This window comes from Listeria tempestatis (assembly GCF_963575625.1).
In the GTDB taxonomy this organism is placed as follows: domain Bacteria; phylum Bacillota; class Bacilli; order Lactobacillales; family Listeriaceae; genus Listeria; species Listeria tempestatis.
Window position 1 is genome coordinate 119,691 of record NZ_CAUYTK010000002.1, and the last position, 17,181, is coordinate 136,871.

Genomic DNA, 17,181 nt, shown 5'->3' on the forward strand with positions numbered 1-17,181 from the left:
AAAATGGATATTGCGAAGATGATTGATCACACGGCCTTAAAACCTGAAACAACAAAGGAAGCAATTTTAAAGCTTACGAGTGAGGCAAAAGAATATCAATTTGCTTCAGTTTGTGTTAATCCAACTTGGGTAAAATTAGCAAGCGAGGCACTTCTAGGAACGGGCGTAGATGTTTGTACTGTGATAGGTTTTCCGCTAGGGGCAAACACTAAAGAAGTAAAAGCTTTTGAAACGAAAGATGCGATTCAAAACGGGGCGACAGAAGTCGATATGGTTATAAATATTGGTGAGCTAAAAGATGGCAATGATGCTGCTGTTTTAGCTGATATAAAAGCAGTTGTAGATGCAGCGGATGGAACGCTTGTTAAAGTGATTATCGAAACATGTTTACTAGCGGATGACGAAAAAGTTCGTGCCTGTGAGTTAGCGGTAGAAGCCGGTGCTGATTTTGTAAAAACGTCAACTGGGTTTTCAACAGGTGGGGCTACTGCGGATGACATCGCTTTAATGCGGAAAACAGTCGGGCCAAATATTGGGGTGAAAGCTTCAGGCGGAATACGAACAAAAGAAGACGTCCTTGCGATGATTGAAGCGGGTGCGACTCGAATTGGTGCAAGTGCAGGTGTTCAAATTGTTTCTGGTGGCACAAGTACATCAGATTATTAGGTAAACGAAAGAAGCATGCTCGCATGTTTCTTTTTTTTGATAAACCGTATGCGTTTACATTATTGACGTTGCAACGATTATGGCTTTAGTGTATGATGAAGAAGAGCGTTGAAAGAAGCGAGGGGACGGCATGAGTGTGACAATTAGGGAGATTGCGGAAAAAACGGGTGTTTCAATTACGGCGATTTCGCAAATTTTAAATGGAAAAGGGGACAGGTTTAGTGAGGCAACTAAAAATCGTGTTCTAAAAACAGCCAAAGATATGGCCTATAAACCGAACTTTTTTGCTAAAAATATGGTTACAAACCATACGAATACAATTGGTATGGTTGTTCCAGAAGTAACAGACGCTTTTTTTTCGCAAATGGTAAAAGGGGCAGAGGATTATTTAAATCAGCATGATTATATGATTATGCTTTGTAATTCTTCTAATGATAAAGAACGTGAAGACAGGTATGTGGAGGAACTCCTGCACAGAGCTGTGGACGGACTTATCATTGCAAGTCCGAATATTTTAGCCTCTGAAGTTTTTGAGCGCATGCGTGAAAAAAAGAAACCCTATATTTTACTTGATCGGCAACGAAACGAACAAAAAGAAGGAAGAATTGCTGTTGACGACTATGAGGGTGGTTATAAGGCGACTAAACACTTACTTGAACTCGGTCATAGAAAAATTGGAATCATTATTTCGGATAACTCATTTTATAATGTATTTGAACGTTATGAAGGCTATTTAGCATGTATGGAAGAGGCAGGGATAACCGTACAGGAGGACTGGATTGCAACAGGGGACCAAACCATGCGAGGCGGATTTTTTGCGGGTGATAAGTTGCTTAAAAGCGGTGTAACGGGCGTATTTGCGACCAATGATTTAATGGCTGTTGGACTTTATCGCTTTCTTTTTGATAAGGGGATTAAAATTCCAGATGATTTGTCAGTCATTGGCTTTGATGATATCGAGCTTTCGGAATTTATGTCGCCGCCACTTACAACCATTCGTCAGCCCATCTACGAGATTGGCGCAATTGCAGCCGAATTCCTCTTAAGAAAAATTGCTTACCCAGAAGAAAAAATGAAAAATCGCTTATTAGATTTAACGCTAGTAAAGCGGGGGAGTACAAAAAAGATTTGACAGAACTCGGTAGCCTCAAGTATAGTGAAAATATCTGATAGTTTTAGTCAAAAGTAAAACGGTTTACTAAAAATGTAACCGATACCAAATAAGGAGTGGTTAGCGTGAGAATGGTGGATATTATTTCCAAGAAAAGGGACGGGCATGAGCTTACGACGGCTGAAATTTATTTTTTCATTGAGGAATATACAGCGGGAAATATTCCCGATTATCAAGTGAGTGCCTTACTCATGGCAATTTATTTTGAAGATATGACTGATAATGAATGTGCGGATATGACAATGGCGATGGTGAAATCTGGTGAAACGATTGATTTATCAGCTATTCATGGCATAAAAGTGGATAAACATTCTACAGGCGGTGTAGGTGATACAACAACACTCGTCTTAGCTCCACTTGTTGCGGCACTTGGCGTCCCAGTTGCAAAGATGTCTGGTCGTGGTTTAGGGCATACTGGCGGTACGATTGATAAATTAGAAGCAGTGGATGGTTTTCATGTTGAAATAACAAAAGATGCCTTTACTCGGCTTGTAAATCGCGATAAAGTGGCTGTCATTGGGCAGTCTGGCAATTTAACACCTGCCGATAAAAAGTTATATGCGCTTCGAGATGTGACGGGGACGGTAGATTCGATTCCACTTATTGCAAGTTCGATTATGAGTAAAAAAATTGCTGCGGGTGCGGATGCAATTTGTTTGGATGTGAAAACTGGCGCGGGTGCCTTTATGAAAACAGATGAAGATGCCGAAAACTTAGCGCGGGCGATGGTCCGCATTGGAAATAATGTTGGGCGAAATACGATGGCTGTCATTTCTGATATGTCACAACCGCTTGGCTATGCAATTGGGAATGCGCTTGAAGTGAAAGAAGCGATTGACACTTTAAAAGGGGAGGGGCCAAAAGATCTAACTGAGCTTGTTTTAGTACTAGGAAGTCAAATGGTCGTTTTAGCCAACCAGGCGGAAAGTTTAGAAGAGGCCCGTCAAAAATTGCTTGCTGTCATGGAAAATGGACAGGCGCTGCAGAAATTTAAACAGTTTTTAAAAAATCAAGGTGGCGATGCAAGTGTTGTGGACTCGCCCGAAAAATTGCCGCAAGCAAGATATAAAATCGAAGTGTCTGCTAAAACAAGTGGTTTTGTGAGCGAAATTGTCGCAGACGAAATTGGTATAGCCGCAATGATCTTAGGTGCTGGGCGCGCGACGAAAGAAGATGAAATTGATTTAGCTGCTGGACTTATGTTGCGAAAAAAAGTTGGCGATGCTGTCCAGGCTGGGGAATCACTCGTGACCATTTTTAGTAACAAGGAAAATGTGACAGATGTTATAGAGAAAATTTATGCGAACATCCACATTTCTGAAAAGGCGGAAGCGCCGAAATTGGTGCATAAAATTATCACGGAATAATGAAAAGCGTTTGGGGCAAAATCTAATTTTGCCCCAAACGCTTTTTTTAAACCAAAAGAGTATATAAAGTTTGGTTATCGTTAATGGGAATGAAACTTGGGTCAAAAATGCCCATCCGTTCAAGCAGCGCAGGGTAGTCTTCTTTATGACTTAGCAGAACACCGATGATGACAGGACCATTACCACGATTTACTTTTTTCGTGTATTCAAATTTCGTAATATCATCATGCGGTCCAAGCACCTCGCCAACAAATTCCTTCAGTGCACCAGGGCGTTGCGGGAAATTTACAATGAAATAATGCTTTAAACCTTGGAAGAGAAGTGAACGCTCCTCAATTTCTTGCATGCGATTAATATCGTTGTTACCGCCGCTCACCACACAGACAACCGTCTTTCCTTCAATCTCAGCTTTATAATGTTCAAGCGCCGCAACAGATAAGGCACCCGCCGGTTCTGCCACAATCGCTTGCTTAGTGTACATCTCAAGAATCGTCTGGCAAACTTCGCCCTCAGGAACCGAAAGGCAACCATCAATAAACTTCTCAGCATGTTTAAAGGTGAGTTCGCCGACTTGCTTTACAGCCGCCCCGTCTACAAACTTGTCGATTTTAGGGAGGCTTACTGCTTTACCGGCTTCAAGTGCAGCAGTCATTGCAGGTGCACCGCTTGGCTCAACGCCAATTATTTTCGTATTAGGACTAACTGCTTTGAAAAAACTTGAAATCCCACTAATTAGGCCACCACCGCCGATAGCTGCGAAAACGTAATCGGCTTTTAAATCAGCCGCTTCGAGGTCTTCGAAGGCTTCAACAGCAAGCGTACCTTGACCTGCAATAATGTCAAGGTCATCAAACGGTGCAATGAAAGTTGTTCCATTTTCTTTGGAATATGCTTTGGCTGATTCTGCAGATGCATCGAATGTATCGCCAGTTAAAATGACATCGACAAATTCACCACCGAAAAATTTTACTTGCGAAACCTTCTGATTTGGCGTAGTTGTGGGCATGAAAATGGCTGCTTTTACCCCCAATTTTTGACATGTATAAGCGACGCCTTGTGCATGATTGCCAGCGCTTGCGCATGTGACGCCTTTTGTACGCTCATCCTCCTTTAGGCAATGAATGGCGTAGTAGGCGCCGCGAAGCTTAAAGGAGCGAACCCACTGCAAATCTTCGCGTTTTAAGAAAACTTGGCAATTATATTTGTGCGAGAGGTACGGATCTAGTTCGAGCGGTGTCCGTTTTACAATGTGCTTTAACACCTCATGTGCTTTTAAAACATCGGATTTTGATACGAGTACATCAGCCAGTTCCATTTTTTCACAACCTTTCTATTTGGTTTCCATTTTTTCTTCATATGCTAAAATAGCATCTAAATGTTCAAGTGTAATAGCAATATCATCAAGTCCGTTCAAAAATTTCTCTTTCCAAGTGAGGTCGATTGCAAATGAGAATTGACCGACAGAGCTTCTCACCTCTTGGTTTGGCAAGTCAATGATAATTTCTTCTTCGGAGGAAATTTTGGCCAGTTTCGCGCGTGCTACAGCAGGTAAAACAATAGGAAGTACACCATTTTTAGTGCAATTCATATAAAAAATGTCGCTGTAGCCACCGGCAATGATAACCCGAAAGCCGTAATCAAGTAGTGCCCAAGCGGCATGTTCACGAGATGAGCCGCAGCCAAAATTATCACCAGTCACTAAAATTGTCGCATGTTGTCTATCAGGCGCATTTAACGGGAATTCAGGATTTAGTTTGCGATTTGGCAAGTAACGCCACTCGTCAAATAAAAATTCACCAAACCCAGTTTTTTCAATCCGCTTTAAAAAGGTTTTTGGAATAATTTGGTCAGTGTCAATGTTATCATTCATGAGAGCAACGGTTTGCCCTTTATGAATTTGAATGGCTTCCACTAGTGACCGCCTCCTTTCTAACATCAATAAATTTGCCGTGAATAGCCGCAGCAGCGGCCATAGCAGGGGAGACGAGATGCGTTCTAGCACCTTTTCCTTGACGCCCCTCAAAATTACGGTTAGAAGTTGAAGCGCAGTGCACACCTTCTGGAACTTGGTCGGGATTCATTCCAAGACACATCGAGCAACCAGGCTCGCGCCACTCAAACCCGGCAGCCTTAAACACCTTATCTAAACCACGCTTTTCTGCTTCAAAACGGACTTTGCGCGAACCCGGGACGACAAGTGCACGAATTCCCGGCTTAACTTTTTGTCCCGCAATGATTTTAGCCGCTTCTTCAAGGTCAGATATCCGTGCGTTCGTGCACGAACCAATAAAGACGTATCCAAGCTCAATATCTTCAGCGCGAGCGCCTGGGACTAGCCCCATATAGGAATAAGCGCGTTCATCATTACTATTTTGAATCGCTGGAAAAGGTTGCGAAATGGGAACAGCCATTTCAGGATTGGTTCCCCATGTGACGTATGGCTCTAGTTTAGAAACATCAACTTGGATGTGCAAATCATAGGTTGCATCATCATCTGTTTTTAGCGTTTGCCAATCATGAATAGCTGCCTCCATATCTTGCGGCGCATATTCACGCCCGTAAACATAATCAAAGGTCGTTTGATCGGGTGCCATCATGCCCATTTTTGCCCCACCTTCAATGGCCATATTACAAATAGTCATGCGTTCTTCCATCGAGAGCTTAGAAATGGTTTCACCAAAATATTCAATCGCATAGCCAGTTCCAAAAGCAACACCGTAAGTAGCAATTAAATGCAAAATAATATCTTTCGCATAAACGCCAGGTTGAAGTTCCCCAGTAATTTCAATGCCCATTGATTTAGGTTTTTGCTGCCAAATAGTTTGAGTTGCAAAGACATGTTCCACTTCACTTGAACCAATTCCAAAGCCGATGGCACCAAAAGCCCCGTGCGTCGCTGTATGTGAATCACCGCAAACAATTAGTTTTCCAGGCTGCGTGAGTCCTGTTTCAGGGCCTACCATGTGCACAATTCCTTGTCGCTCGGACCCTACATCGGCAAGAGTTATACCAAAGTCGCGACAGTTTTTTTGCAAAGCTTCAATTTGCTTTTTTGAGACTAAGTCTTGAATGTTAAAAATATCTTCTGTTGGAACATTGTGATCCATTGTTGCAAACGTCTTATCAGGACGTCTTACTTGACGAGAAGACATGCGAAGTCCTTCAAACGCTTGGGGAGAAGTCACTTCATGAATAAGATGTAAGTCCACATATAATAACTGAACTTCACCAACTTCGCCGTAAATTACATGCCGATCCCACAACTTGTCAAATAACGTCTTTCCCATGTGTAACGCCTCCTTTAATTCGTTTTAGCACTTCTTTCGTAAAGATAGTCGTACTCGTTTCACCCTTTAAATCTTTTGTATAAAACCCGGCAAGTAGTGTTTCACTTACAGCGGTTTCAAGTGCGCGCGCCTCAGCTTCCAAGTAGAAAGATTCCCGCAGCATCATCGCAACTGATAAAATCATTGAAATCGGATTTGCCACATTTTGACCAGCAATATCAGGAGCTGAACCATGAATGGGCTCATAAAGAGAAGGTCCATTTTCAGCAAAGCTTGCAGATGGGAGCATCCCTAGTGAACCAGACAAAACGGAAGCCTCATCACTTAATATATCGCCAAACATGTTTTCCGTTACAAGAACATCATATTGCTTCGGATTTTGAATTAAATGCATCGCACAAGCATCCACATATTGGTGCTCGAGCATAACATCTGGATAGCTCACCGCAACCTCATCAGCAATTTGACGCCACAATTTACTCGAGGCAAGTACATTTGCTTTATCAACAGAAGTCACTTTTTTCTTACGTTTCTGAGCAATCTCAAATGCCTGAACGATAATTCGCCGAACTTCATCAGCAGAATAAAGTAGCGTATCAACTGCACTGTTAGCATCAAACCGTTTTGGTTCTCCAAAATAGAGTCCACCAGTTAATTCCCGAACAATCACAAGATCAGTATTTTGAACAATCTCTTGTTTTAAAGGGGAGAGGTGACTAATACTTTCAGACACCTGTACTGGACGAATATTTGCAAACAAACCGAGTGATTTCCGTAACGCAAGTAAACCTTCCTCGGGGCGATTAGTTGCATCATCCCACTTTGGGCCACCAATAGCTGCAAGCAAAATGGCATCAGCATTTAAACAGGCAGTCAAGGTTTCTTTAGGTAGAGGTTTTCCCGCTAAATCAATTGCTGCCCCGCCAAACGGGCAAGTTGTAATTTGGAATATGTGACCAAACTGCTTTTCAATTTCCTTTAAAGCGGAAAGTCCAGCTGCCATAATTTCTGGACCAATCCCGTCGCCTGGAAGAGCTGTAATTTTGTACTCCATCTAACGCGCCTCCTCAAATGACTTTTCTGATGTTGATATTTTTTTCGTACTTGCATTTAAATAGGCTTTGGCGCTTGCAGTTAGAACATCATGGTCAATGCCAATTCCGTGAATCGTTTGACCAGCTTGATTTTGAATCACGACATGAACTTCCGCTTGTGAGTCCTGTCCAGGTGTTATCGCTTGAATGTGATAATTAACAAGTGTCACTTCTTGGTCTAGCAGGCGATTAATTGTATTATAAATCGCTTCAATACTTCCTGCTCCAGTAGCCGCATCTTCTTTGATGCCGTTTTCACCCTCAGTTCTTACAACGGCCGACTGAACACCAGCAGTCACGTATTGCACTTGCAGGTGCGTGAGCGTTTCAGTTTCCGCTGTTTCAGCCGCTTGACCAGCCACTAAAGCATGCAAGTCAGCCTCGGAAATTTCTTTTTTAACATCCGCAAGATTTTTAAATTGTTTAAAAGCTTCATTTTGTTCCACTTCCGAAAGCGAGTAGCCGAGTTCCTCCATGCGCGTGATGAAGGCGTGACGCCCAGAAAGCTTTCCAAGTGGTAGTGAATTCTTTTTAACACCGACAAGCGCTGGTGTGATAATTTCATACGTATCTGGATTTTTTAGCACACCATCTTGGTGAATACCAGATTCATGTGCATAGGCATTGCCACCAATAACCGCCTTGTTGCGTGGAACTGGCATGCCTGAAAGCCGGCTTACTAAGTCACTTGTCGTTTTAATTTGGTCAAGTGTTATATTTGTTTCTGCTTGGTAGAAGTCTTTTCGAATGTGGAGTGCTACAGCGACTTCTTCCAGTGCGGTGTTGCCCGCGCGTTCGCCAATACCATTAATGGCACCTTCAACTCGGCGCGCACCATTTTCAATTGCCGCTAGAGAATTGGCAACAGCCATTCCAAGGTCATCATGGCAATGTGAGGAAAAAATTACATCATCAAATTCTGCAATGTTTTCTTTCAAATCACGAAACAGTTGGCCAAATTCAGTAGGGTTCGTATAGCCAACTGTATCTGGAATATTAATTACCTTCGCACCAGCATGAATGGCGGTTTGTACGGCCTCAATTAGAAATGCCCGGTCGGTCCGCGTCGCATCTTCTGGCGAAAATTGAACAACGTCGAATAGCTTTCTCGCAAAAGTAACGTGGTGTTTGATAGAAGCTAAAACTTCATCTTTAGTCATTTTGAGTTTGTATTCCATATGGACGTCGCTTGTCGCTAGGAAAATATGCAACTGCGGATTTTTTGCGTATTTTAATGCCTCATGTGCGCGCAAAATATCTTTTTCCCGGCAACGTGCTAAACCAGTTACGCTAGATGTTTGAACGGCTTGACTAATGGCTTTCACACATTCAAAATCACCTAGAGAAGAAATCGGAAAACCGGCTTCGATGACATCTACACCAAGTTTTTCCAGTTGTAAGGCGATTCTGACTTTCTCCTTTACATCAAAATTTACTCCAGGGGTCTGTTCGCCGTCGCGAAGTGTAGTGTCAAAAAACTGGATTTTTTTCATTCGATTTCACCTCATTTGATTTATTTGATGGAGCAAAATTATTTCACTTGTTCAACTTGCTTAGGATTTACAAACGGCATCATACTACGCAAATTCGCGCCCACTTCCTCAATTTGATGCCCTTTTTGTTCTGCGCGTAGACGGTGGAATTCTTTAAAGCCATTTTTATTATCATCAATGAAAGCTTTTGCAAAGTTCCCGTTTTGAATATCCGTCAGTACTTCTTTCATCGCTTTTTTCGTATCCGCTGTTACAACACGGGGACCAGATACGTAATCACCGTATTCCGCAGTATTCGAAATGGAATGGCGCATTTTTTCCATGCCACCTTCATACATTAAATCAACAATCAATTTCATTTCGTGGAGCACTTCAAAATAGGCAAGTTCTGGTTGATAACCAGCCTCTACAAGTGTTTCAAAACCTGCTTGAATTAAGTGCGTAGCGCCACCACAAAGAACGGCTTGTTCGCCAAATAAATCTGTTTCTGTTTCTTCTTTAAAGGTTGTTTCAATGACTCCAGCTCGTGTTGCACCAATACCTTTTGCATAGGATAATGCAACATCACGGGCATTTCCTGTCGCATCTTGATAAACTGCAAATAAAGCAGGGACTGCACCGCCTTCAACAAATGTACGACGAACAAGGTGTCCAGGTCCTTTTGGTGCTACTAAAAATACATCCACATCACTTGGTGGCGTAATCACATCAAAGTGAATGTTAAAGCCATGTGCAAAAACAAGCGCATTACCAGCTTCTAACCCAGGCTTAATTTCATTTTCATAAATTTCCCCTTGTGTTTCATCAGGAAGTAGAATCATGACAACATCTGCTTTTTCAGCAGCGTCTTTAACAGAATATACTTTAAATCCGTCATTTCTTGCTGCTTCTGCCGATTTACCTTCACGAATACCGATAACCACATTATTTCCATTATCACGTAAATTTTGTGAATGGGCGTGACCTTGCGAACCATACCCAATAACTGCAACCGTTTTTCCTTCTAAAGCATTTCCTTTTACTGCATCTTCATAATAAACTTTTGTCATTTTCCTAACCTCCAAATTTTTTTCTATAGGATAATTCATTACCTAAATTTTTTTCGGGCTGCGCGTGAAGCCAGTCACACCCGTTCTTGCCATTTGCTTAATTCCATATGGTCTAACAACATCAACAAAGGCATCTACTTTTTCACTTGTCCCCGTTACTTGAATAACAACACTTTTCGCCCCAACATCAATAACCGTCGCTCGAAAAGGTTCAATCACAGCAGTTAGCTCTGCACGAACAGGGGCAGGGGCGTTAATTTTCACAAGCGCCAACTCACGCTCAATATGTGGATCATCTGTAATATCACTGACTTTTAAAACATCGATTTGCTTATTTAACTGCTTTGTCACTTGCTCAATTTCATAAAGTGAGTCAACATGAACAACAATAGTAATCCGTGATACATTTGGCGTTTCCGTCCAACCAACAGAAATACTATCAATATTATATTGTCGCCTCGAGATAACCCCTGTGATTCGGTTTAAAACACCAGAAGCATTGTTCACCGTTGCCGTAATAATTCTGCGCATCTTACTCGACTCCCTCCATCTGATGATTCGGTTTCCCGCTTGGCACCATCGGCAACACAAGCTCATCTTTTGCAATATGAACATCAAGGACAACAGGACCATCGTATGAAAAAGCTTCGCGCAGTTTTTCGTAAAGCTCATCAGGCTCTGTGATGCGTACACTCTTGACGCCGTATGCCTCGCCAAGTTTTACAAAATCAGGTTGACTCTGGAAAATGGAATGTGAAAAGCGCTCATTGTGAAATTTTTCCTGCCATTGTCGAACCATTCCAAGCGAACCATTGTTTAAAATAACCGTCTTAAGTGCGATTCCATATTCATTTAAAATGGCCAGTTCTTGTGATGTCATTTGAAATCCACCATCTCCAACAAAAGCAACAACCGTCTTATTTGGGAAAGCAAGTTTTGCACCAATCCCAGCTGGAATGCCAAAACCCATCGTGCCAAGACCGCCACTTGTAATAATTTGATGGTCAAATTGGAATGGATAAAATTGTGCCACCCACATTTGATGTTGCCCCACATCCGTTGCAACAAGAGCCTCGCCGTTTGTCAACTCACCAATATATTCAATCACTTTTTGTGGTTTAATCGTAGCATTTTGTTTCCGGTCATATGAATAAGGATGCCTTGCTTTTCGCGTCATATTTAGCTTATGCCAATGTGTTGTATCTTCCTTATTTGGTAAAGTAATTTTTAAAATTTGCTGGAGCGTTTCTTGAATATCTGAAACAATTGGAATTTGCGTTGGAATAATTTTTCCAATTTCCGCTGGATCAATATCAACATGTGCAATGATAGCGTGTTTGGCAAATTCCTTTGGTGCACTAGCTAAACGATCATCGAAGCGAGAGCCAAAATTTATGAGTAAATCGCAATCAGTTAACGCCATATTTGCGGCATAAGAGCCATGCATGCCTCCCATACCAAGAAAAAGTTCATGGTCAGAAGGGAAGCTGCCTAATCCGAGGAGTGTGTTAACAACTGGTATTTCATAACTTTCTGCAAATTCTAATAGTTCAGCAGTTGCCCGAGAATGATTCACACCTGCACCTGCTAGAATGAGAGGTTTATTCGCTTTTTCAAGAGCCTTCATCAATTTTTCCACTTGTAGCGGATTGGGCAAATAAGTAGGTTGATACCCTGGTAAATCAATCGTATCCGGATGCACCGTATCAGTCTGTGCAATGCCAATATCTTTTGGAATATCAATGACAACAGGACCTTTTCGACCAGTTGTAGCAATGTGAAAGGCCTCATTTACAATTCGCGGTAAGTCGCGTACATCGCGAACTTGGTAATTATATTTTGTAATTGGAATCGTAAGCCCAATCATATCCGCCTCCTGGAAGGCATCTTTACCAATTCCGGGTGTGTGAACTTGGCCAGTAAAAACAACTAAAGGAATTGAATCACTCATGGCATCAGCAATTCCTGTTAATACATTAGTAGCACCAGGTCCACTCGTTACGACAACGACGCCAGGCTTTCCTGTTACTTTTGCATAGCCTTCCGCTGCATGAATTGCACCTTGTTCATGTCTCGCTAAAATATGAGGAATATTACAGTCGTAAAATCCGTCATAAAGCGGTAAAACAGCGCCACCTGGATAGCCAAAAATCATCTCTACATTTTGTTTATTTAAGGCATCAATTAGCAGTTCGGAGCCCGTTTTTGCAACTTTATCGCTTACTTCGTTTTTCAGCATCTTCATCACCTCATTTTAATCTAATAAATCCTCAGGAATTTTCATAACACCACCAGTATGAGCTGATGTTACGAGCGCTGTGTAACGAGCTAAATAACCTGTTTTTACTTTTGCTTTGAAAGGCTGAAGCGCTTTTTTACGAGCTTCGAGTTCAGCATCTGATACATCCACATTTAGTGTTCTATTTGGCAAGTCAATAATAATATCATCACCGTCTTGAACAAGAGCGATAGGTCCACCTGCTGCTGCTTCTGGTGAAATATGACCTACTGCAATTCCTCGAGTTGCACCAGAAAATCTTCCATCTGTAATAAGTGCTACATCTTTACCAAGTCCACGACCAACGATAGAGGAGGTTGGTGCAAGCATTTCTGGCATCCCAGGACCACCTTTTGGACCTTCGTAGCGAATCACCACTACATGACCTTCTTTTACCGTATGGTTATCAATAGCTTCAACAGCCTCATCGTGTGAGCTAAAGCAAATGGCTTTTCCTTTAAACACTTGAACAGAAGGATCGACACCACCAACTTTAATTGCAGCGCCTTTTGGTGCGATATTACCAAAAAGAATGGATAATCCACCAACAGGACTATATGGATCTTCTTTTGGATGAATCACTTTTTTATTTTTAATACCTGCATCCCTAACATTTTCTCGAATCGTTTTACCTGTTACCGTAATTCGGTCGGGATGAATCGCGTTATCAAGCTCTACAAGTTCTTTAATAATGGCAGAAACGCCACCAGCCTCATGAACATCGTGCATCGAATAGGCGGAAGACGGGGCGATTTTTGAAAGGTAGGGTACACGAGAAGCAATATCATTAATGCGCTCAAGCTCATAATCAATGCCCGCTTCATTCGCAAGCGCGAGCGTGTGAAGTACCGTGTTTGTAGAACCACCCATCGCCATATCAAGCGCAAACGCATCATCAATTGCCTCTTTCGTGACAATATCTCTTGGACGAATGTCCTTTTTAACTAAATCCATTAAATGAAAAGCCGATTTCCGAATTAATTCGCGCCGGTCATCTGATACGGCAAGTGTTGTTCCGTTCCCAGGGAGAGCGAGTCCAAGAATTTCCATTAAGCAGTTCATCGAGTTTGCTGTGAACATTCCAGCGCAGGAACCGCAAGTTGGGCACGCATTTGCTTCCATATCCAAAAATTCTTCTTTTGACATCGAACCTTCTTTAAAGGAACCAACTGCTTCAAATACGGAGGAGAGTGTTAAAGCTTTTCCTGTTGCAGAAAGGCCAGCTTTCATTGGGCCACCTGAGCAAAAAATGGCAGGAACGTTTGTCCGAACGGATGCGAGTAACATTCCAGGCGTAATTTTATCGCAATTCGGAATATAAAACACGCCGTCAAACCAGTGTGCATTAATGACGGTTTCAGCTGCATCCGCAATGATTTCCCGACTCGGTAGGGAATAGCGCATACCGATATGTCCCATCGCAATCCCATCATCCACACCAATTGTATTGAATTCAAAAGGAATACCGCCAGCTTCGCGAATAGCTTCCTTTGCCACATCTGCAAGTTCACGTAAATGCACGTGACCAGGAACAATATCAATATAAGAATTACAAATTGCAATGAATGGCTTATTCATATCACCTGGACTTTTTAATTGCCCTGTTGCATGTAGTAAACTTCTTGCTGGTGCTTGTTCAACACCTTTTTTGATTTTATCACTTCGCATTTTCCTACCCCTTTTCCACTATCCATAATTTTCCTAAGCAGAATTTTATGAATTTACTAAACAATAAAATGTGCTGCTCATCTTTCCAAAAGAAAAAGCACCCCAATTTTGTTCCAAACAAAATGGGATGCTTTGAAAGAATCCCATTTAGTAACTCTAAACAGGACTCGAAACCGCTTGAAAAGGCGAATTCAAAGTCCTGCTAAAGTAATAAAATTGTAATGACGGCATTAAATGGTACTTGTTTCATGGTCATTAACTCCTTCTAAATAAAATGGGATATTGCATTCATAATTTACCACATCAAAGCTTTAAAACTAGCAAGTGATGTAATGTTATAATTAAATATAAACGTGTTGCTCAAAGAAGTCAACAGTTATTTGAAAATTTTCTGTCAGTTTAGACGATTCAATAAATGAGAGAAAGAAAATGATAAATTAGTACCAGGTATAACAATCCACTTATAACTTAAAAGAAAACGTTTTCAAGAGAGGAAGATCGAAAAGAAAACAGAATAGTTTTACTTTTATGTTAGAATTATTATATTTTTATCACGATAGACGCCAAAAGTATACAAGTGAAGCATTTTTTGATAAGTTTAAATTAGTAAATTTGATGAGGAAAGCAAGGGAAGAGGATGGAACCTTTGGAAACAAAACGTTTGCTTTTAATTGAATATTCATTTGAAATGATTGAGGCCACGATTAAAGGGATTTCAGAGCTTGAAAAAGTGACGGGATATGATGTTTCGGAGGAATGGCCAGGCATTGACTTCTTTTTTTATTTACCCTATGTTCTTGAAAATGTGAAAAACAATCCAGAAATGACCAAATGGACAAGACTCATAGTTTTGAAAGAAGAAGGAATTGTTATTGGCGAAATCGGAGGTCAGGGGAATCCTGATGAGACGGGGGAAATTGAACTTGGCTACAGTATTGTAGAAAGCTATCAAGGTTATGGATACATGCAAGAAGCATTATCTGAAATGGTGAAGTGGCTAATTGCACAAAAAAAAATAACCCGCATTTTTGCGCGGTCGTTTGAGCATAATGAAGCATCCATACAAGTTTTAAAAAGGACGGGGTTTAAATACCAGGAAGGGCATGATGAAATGCAACTCAGCGGAAAAATTACACTTTGGGAGCTTTATAAGGCATGATGATAATTCCTTCAGGAAAACCTAAAATATGGGATAAAAATCCAAAATATGGTTCTTGTGAGGCGAAAAAAGCATATACTGGAACGTTTCATAAACTCTGCCAAGCTTATGCAGAAAAATTTGCTGATGATTATGTCATTTTGTCCCCAAAATACGGATTTTTGCACCCAAATGATACCGTAGCAAAAACGTATGATGTTCGTTTCAATCAAAACGGCGTTACAGATGATACAATTCAACTTGCCGCATTAAAAGCGCAGTGGCGCGCATTGAATGTTGGAGATGAGGAGCCGGTCATCATTTTAGGTGGCAAAAAATATGGTCCGCTTCTGGAACAAATTACTGATTTTGAAAAAGAGCTTTTGCAGCCTCTCATTGGCTACTCGGGAATTGGCGTTATGCAGGCGAAATTAAAACAAGCCATTTTATCTAATCAAGCTTTAGATTCGGCTAAGCATAAATAAAGCGGCTGTAATTAATAAAAAAAGCACGCCCATATTGACATTTTTCCGAATGAAAAAGTAAAGTGATTGGATTAGCATTAGTATACATAATGCAACAACAATTGTGTGTAACATACCTAAGACCTCCTAAGCTAATTTAAAATTTCTTTAATCTTGTCTAAAAGGGAGCGTTTCTCGATTTTTTCGGTTTCCTTTTGCTCCGCATGTAATTGGACGTCTTCGATATTTACTTCTTTTTTATCCGCTAAGACAAGATAAATATCCGTGTCATCTTCTTCGCGTGATACGATGGAAAACTCATGTTTGTTTTGCTCTGCAAGTTGGATGTACGGCCTAAGAAGTGAATATCCAAGTGAACCATTTAAAAGTAGCTTGGAGTCTTTATAGGCGAGAATTTTTTTTTCAAGTTCAGGTATCATATTTTTAGAGAGCACCTCATTTTTATTTAAAGCGACAATAACGCGTTCTCGGTAAGTCCCTAAAAATTTCTTTTTTTCTGCTGGATTTAATTCCTTTGGACCATATAATCCATTTTCGATGTAGTCTTGTAAATTATCAGCCATTTTACAACTGCTCCTTTTAAGAGTATTCTCTTTCATTTTAGCATGTAGCATTTTAAATTCAAGCTTGAATGGCTCATTTATGCGTTGTTTTTTTATTTCTAATTTATGATATAATCACTGTAATTGAGATAAAATAATACTTAAAATGTGGCTTAAAAGATATGCTTGGCGTATATATTTTAGCCAAAAAAAGAAAGTAAGAGGTGTAAGCTTAGTGAAAAGCTGGAGTGAATTTTTAGAGCAGGAAAGAAAGGAGCCATATTTTTCTGAACTGATGGAAAAAGTTGATGCAGCGCGTTCTTTAGGAAATGTGTATCCACCTGAAGAAGATATGTTTTCCTGTTTTACATTATGTCCTTATGAAAAAACAAAAGTGGTCATTATTGGGCAAGATCCGTATCACGGAGAAGGGCAAGCGCATGGTCTTAGTTTCTCGGTTAAACCGGGGCAAAAAGTTCCGCCAAGCTTACGAAACATGTATAAAGAATTAAAAGCAGATTTAAATATTGATGCGCCAAATCACGGTTATTTGGCTGATTGGGCGAGGCAAGGTGTTTTGATGATGAATACAAGCTGGAGTGTTCAGGAAGGAAAAGCTGGTAGCCATAAATCATATGGCTGGGCAACGTTTACCAAAAGAGTGCTAGCGGTATTAAATGACTATCCAGAACCACTTGTATTTATTCTTTGGGGAAATCATGCTCAAAAGGTAGCAGAAGGAGTTACAAACCCCAAACATTATTTAATTAAAGGCACACATCCATCGCCACTTGCAGCTCGTGGAGGCTTTTTTGGGAGTCAACCATTCTCAAAAGTGAATGATTTTTTGGAGGAGTCTGGGCGTGGAAAAATTGATTGGGCATTACAAGATATTAATAGCTAAATATTAAAAGAAAAACGAACTTTTCAAATCAAGAAAAGT

17 protein-coding genes are annotated in these 17,181 nt (G+C 40.9%); 6 read left to right on the forward strand and 11 right to left on the reverse strand.

The features are described from left to right. The first annotated feature begins 3 nt into the window (after nucleotides 1–3). The 3 genes from deoC to R8923_RS03270 all read left to right on the forward strand — a co-directional run bounded on the left by deoC (nucleotide 4) and on the right by R8923_RS03270 (nucleotide 3,204). Nucleotides 4–666, forward strand: a complete 663-nt coding sequence (gene deoC / locus R8923_RS03260; protein WP_485871325.1) for a deoxyribose-phosphate aldolase — start codon at nucleotides 4–6, stop codon at nucleotides 664–666. Between the two features lie 130 nt (nucleotides 667–796). Next, nucleotides 797–1,798 carry a LacI family DNA-binding transcriptional regulator gene (locus tag R8923_RS03265; protein WP_485871326.1) on the forward strand — a complete coding sequence of 334 codons (1,002 nt, stop codon included), beginning with the start codon at nucleotides 797–799 and terminating at the stop codon, nucleotides 1,796–1,798. Nucleotides 1,799–1,902: 104 nt separating this feature from the next. After that, a complete protein-coding gene (locus R8923_RS03270; RefSeq protein WP_485871327.1) occupies nucleotides 1,903–3,204 on the forward strand; it encodes a pyrimidine-nucleoside phosphorylase in 1,302 nt (433 codons plus the stop codon). A gap of 46 nt (nucleotides 3,205–3,250) precedes the next feature. Here R8923_RS03270 and ilvA read toward each other — a convergent pair whose 3' ends face one another. The 9 genes from ilvA to ilvD are packed head-to-tail and all read right to left on the reverse strand — an operon-like array spanning nucleotide 3,251 to nucleotide 14,073. Then, nucleotides 3,251–4,519: a threonine ammonia-lyase IlvA gene (gene ilvA, locus R8923_RS03275; RefSeq protein WP_485871328.1), complete on the reverse strand. Its 1,269-nt coding sequence runs from the start codon at nucleotides 4,517–4,519 to the stop codon at nucleotides 3,251–3,253. 15 nt (nucleotides 4,520–4,534) lie between these two features. Next, nucleotides 4,535–5,116, reverse strand: coding sequence for a 3-isopropylmalate dehydratase small subunit (leuD, locus tag R8923_RS03280; protein WP_485871329.1), 582 nt, complete (start codon nucleotides 5,114–5,116; stop codon nucleotides 4,535–4,537). After that, complete coding sequence (leuC, locus tag R8923_RS03285) at nucleotides 5,094–6,491, reverse strand: 3-isopropylmalate dehydratase large subunit (RefSeq protein WP_485871330.1); 1,398 nt, start codon at nucleotides 6,489–6,491, stop codon at nucleotides 5,094–5,096. The genes leuD and leuC overlap by 23 nt, the downstream gene beginning before the upstream one ends. Further along, nucleotides 6,472–7,545, reverse strand: a complete 1,074-nt coding sequence (gene leuB, locus R8923_RS03290; RefSeq protein ID WP_485871331.1) for a 3-isopropylmalate dehydrogenase — start codon at nucleotides 7,543–7,545, stop codon at nucleotides 6,472–6,474. The genes leuC and leuB overlap by 20 nt, the downstream gene beginning before the upstream one ends. After that, nucleotides 7,546–9,078: a 2-isopropylmalate synthase gene (locus R8923_RS03295; protein WP_485871332.1), complete on the reverse strand. Its 1,533-nt coding sequence runs from the start codon at nucleotides 9,076–9,078 to the stop codon at nucleotides 7,546–7,548. Nucleotides 9,079–9,116: 38 nt separating this feature from the next. Then, on the reverse strand, nucleotides 9,117–10,127 hold the full coding sequence (ilvC, locus tag R8923_RS03300) for a ketol-acid reductoisomerase (protein WP_485871333.1): 1,011 nt from the start codon (nucleotides 10,125–10,127) through the stop codon (nucleotides 9,117–9,119). A 42-nt stretch (nucleotides 10,128–10,169) separates the two neighbouring features. Beyond that, nucleotides 10,170–10,658: an acetolactate synthase small subunit gene (ilvN, locus tag R8923_RS03305; protein ID WP_485871334.1), complete on the reverse strand. Its 489-nt coding sequence runs from the start codon at nucleotides 10,656–10,658 to the stop codon at nucleotides 10,170–10,172. A 1-nt stretch (nucleotide 10,659) separates the two neighbouring features. Continuing rightward, entirely contained in the window at nucleotides 10,660–12,366 is a 1,707-nt protein-coding gene (gene ilvB / locus R8923_RS03310; protein WP_485871335.1) for a biosynthetic-type acetolactate synthase large subunit, read from the reverse strand. Between the two features lie 15 nt (nucleotides 12,367–12,381). After that, nucleotides 12,382–14,073, reverse strand: a complete 1,692-nt coding sequence (ilvD, locus tag R8923_RS03315; RefSeq protein ID WP_485871336.1) for a dihydroxy-acid dehydratase — start codon at nucleotides 14,071–14,073, stop codon at nucleotides 12,382–12,384. Nucleotides 14,074–14,710: 637 nt separating this feature from the next. Here ilvD and R8923_RS03320 point away from each other — a divergent pair. Both R8923_RS03320 and R8923_RS03325 read left to right on the forward strand, forming a co-directional pair. Further along, nucleotides 14,711–15,232, forward strand: coding sequence for a GNAT family N-acetyltransferase (locus tag R8923_RS03320; protein ID WP_485871337.1), 522 nt, complete (start codon nucleotides 14,711–14,713; stop codon nucleotides 15,230–15,232). After that, entirely contained in the window at nucleotides 15,229–15,696 is a 468-nt protein-coding gene (locus tag R8923_RS03325) for a DUF6884 domain-containing protein (protein WP_485871338.1), read from the forward strand. Before R8923_RS03320 ends, R8923_RS03325 begins: the two co-directional genes overlap by 4 nt. Here the strand turns inward: R8923_RS03325 and R8923_RS03330 are convergent. Next, a complete protein-coding gene (locus R8923_RS03330; RefSeq protein ID WP_485871339.1) occupies nucleotides 15,673–15,810 on the reverse strand; it encodes a hypothetical protein in 138 nt (45 codons plus the stop codon). The genes R8923_RS03325 and R8923_RS03330 overlap by 24 nt on opposite strands. A 17-nt stretch (nucleotides 15,811–15,827) precedes the next feature. Further along, nucleotides 15,828–16,259: a YueI family protein gene (locus tag R8923_RS03335; RefSeq protein WP_485871340.1), complete on the reverse strand. Its 432-nt coding sequence runs from the start codon at nucleotides 16,257–16,259 to the stop codon at nucleotides 15,828–15,830. 145 nt (nucleotides 16,260–16,404) lie between these two features. Here R8923_RS03335 and R8923_RS03340 point away from each other — a divergent pair, with 145 nt between their 5' ends. Continuing rightward, nucleotides 16,405–17,142: a uracil-DNA glycosylase gene (locus R8923_RS03340; protein ID WP_485871341.1), complete on the forward strand. Its 738-nt coding sequence runs from the start codon at nucleotides 16,405–16,407 to the stop codon at nucleotides 17,140–17,142. The last annotated feature ends 39 nt before the right edge of the window (nucleotides 17,143–17,181 follow it).

Bases quoted from the DNA above. Each gene is read 5' to 3' on its own strand.
- deoC (WP_485871325.1), top strand. From the start codon at position 4: ATGGATATTGCGAAGATGATTGATCACACGGCCTTAAAACCTGAAACA.
- R8923_RS03265 (WP_485871326.1), top strand. From the start codon at position 797: ATGAGTGTGACAATTAGGGAGATTGCGGAAAAAACGGGTGTTTCAATT.
- ilvA (WP_485871328.1), bottom strand. From the start codon at position 4,519: ATGGAACTGGCTGATGTACTCGTATCAAAATCCGATGTTTTAAAAGCA.
- leuC (WP_485871330.1), bottom strand. From the start codon at position 6,491: ATGGGAAAGACGTTATTTGACAAGTTGTGGGATCGGCATGTAATTTAC.
- leuB (WP_485871331.1), bottom strand. From the start codon at position 7,545: ATGGAGTACAAAATTACAGCTCTTCCAGGCGACGGGATTGGTCCAGAA.
- R8923_RS03295 (WP_485871332.1), bottom strand. From the start codon at position 9,078: ATGAAAAAAATCCAGTTTTTTGACACTACACTTCGCGACGGCGAACAG.
- ilvC (WP_485871333.1), bottom strand. From the start codon at position 10,127: ATGACAAAAGTTTATTATGAAGATGCAGTAAAAGGAAATGCTTTAGAA.
- ilvN (WP_485871334.1), bottom strand. From the start codon at position 10,658: ATGCGCAGAATTATTACGGCAACGGTGAACAATGCTTCTGGTGTTTTA.
- ilvB (WP_485871335.1), bottom strand. From the start codon at position 12,366: ATGCTGAAAAACGAAGTAAGCGATAAAGTTGCAAAAACGGGCTCCGAA.
- ilvD (WP_485871336.1), bottom strand. From the start codon at position 14,073: ATGCGAAGTGATAAAATCAAAAAAGGTGTTGAACAAGCACCAGCAAGA.
- R8923_RS03320 (WP_485871337.1), top strand. From the start codon at position 14,711: ATGGAACCTTTGGAAACAAAACGTTTGCTTTTAATTGAATATTCATTT.
- R8923_RS03325 (WP_485871338.1), top strand. From the start codon at position 15,229: ATGATGATAATTCCTTCAGGAAAACCTAAAATATGGGATAAAAATCCA.
- R8923_RS03330 (WP_485871339.1), bottom strand. From the start codon at position 15,810: ATGTTACACACAATTGTTGTTGCATTATGTATACTAATGCTAATCCAA.
- R8923_RS03335 (WP_485871340.1), bottom strand. From the start codon at position 16,259: ATGGCTGATAATTTACAAGACTACATCGAAAATGGATTATATGGTCCA.
- R8923_RS03340 (WP_485871341.1), top strand. From the start codon at position 16,405: ATGTGGCTTAAAAGATATGCTTGGCGTATATATTTTAGCCAAAAAAAG.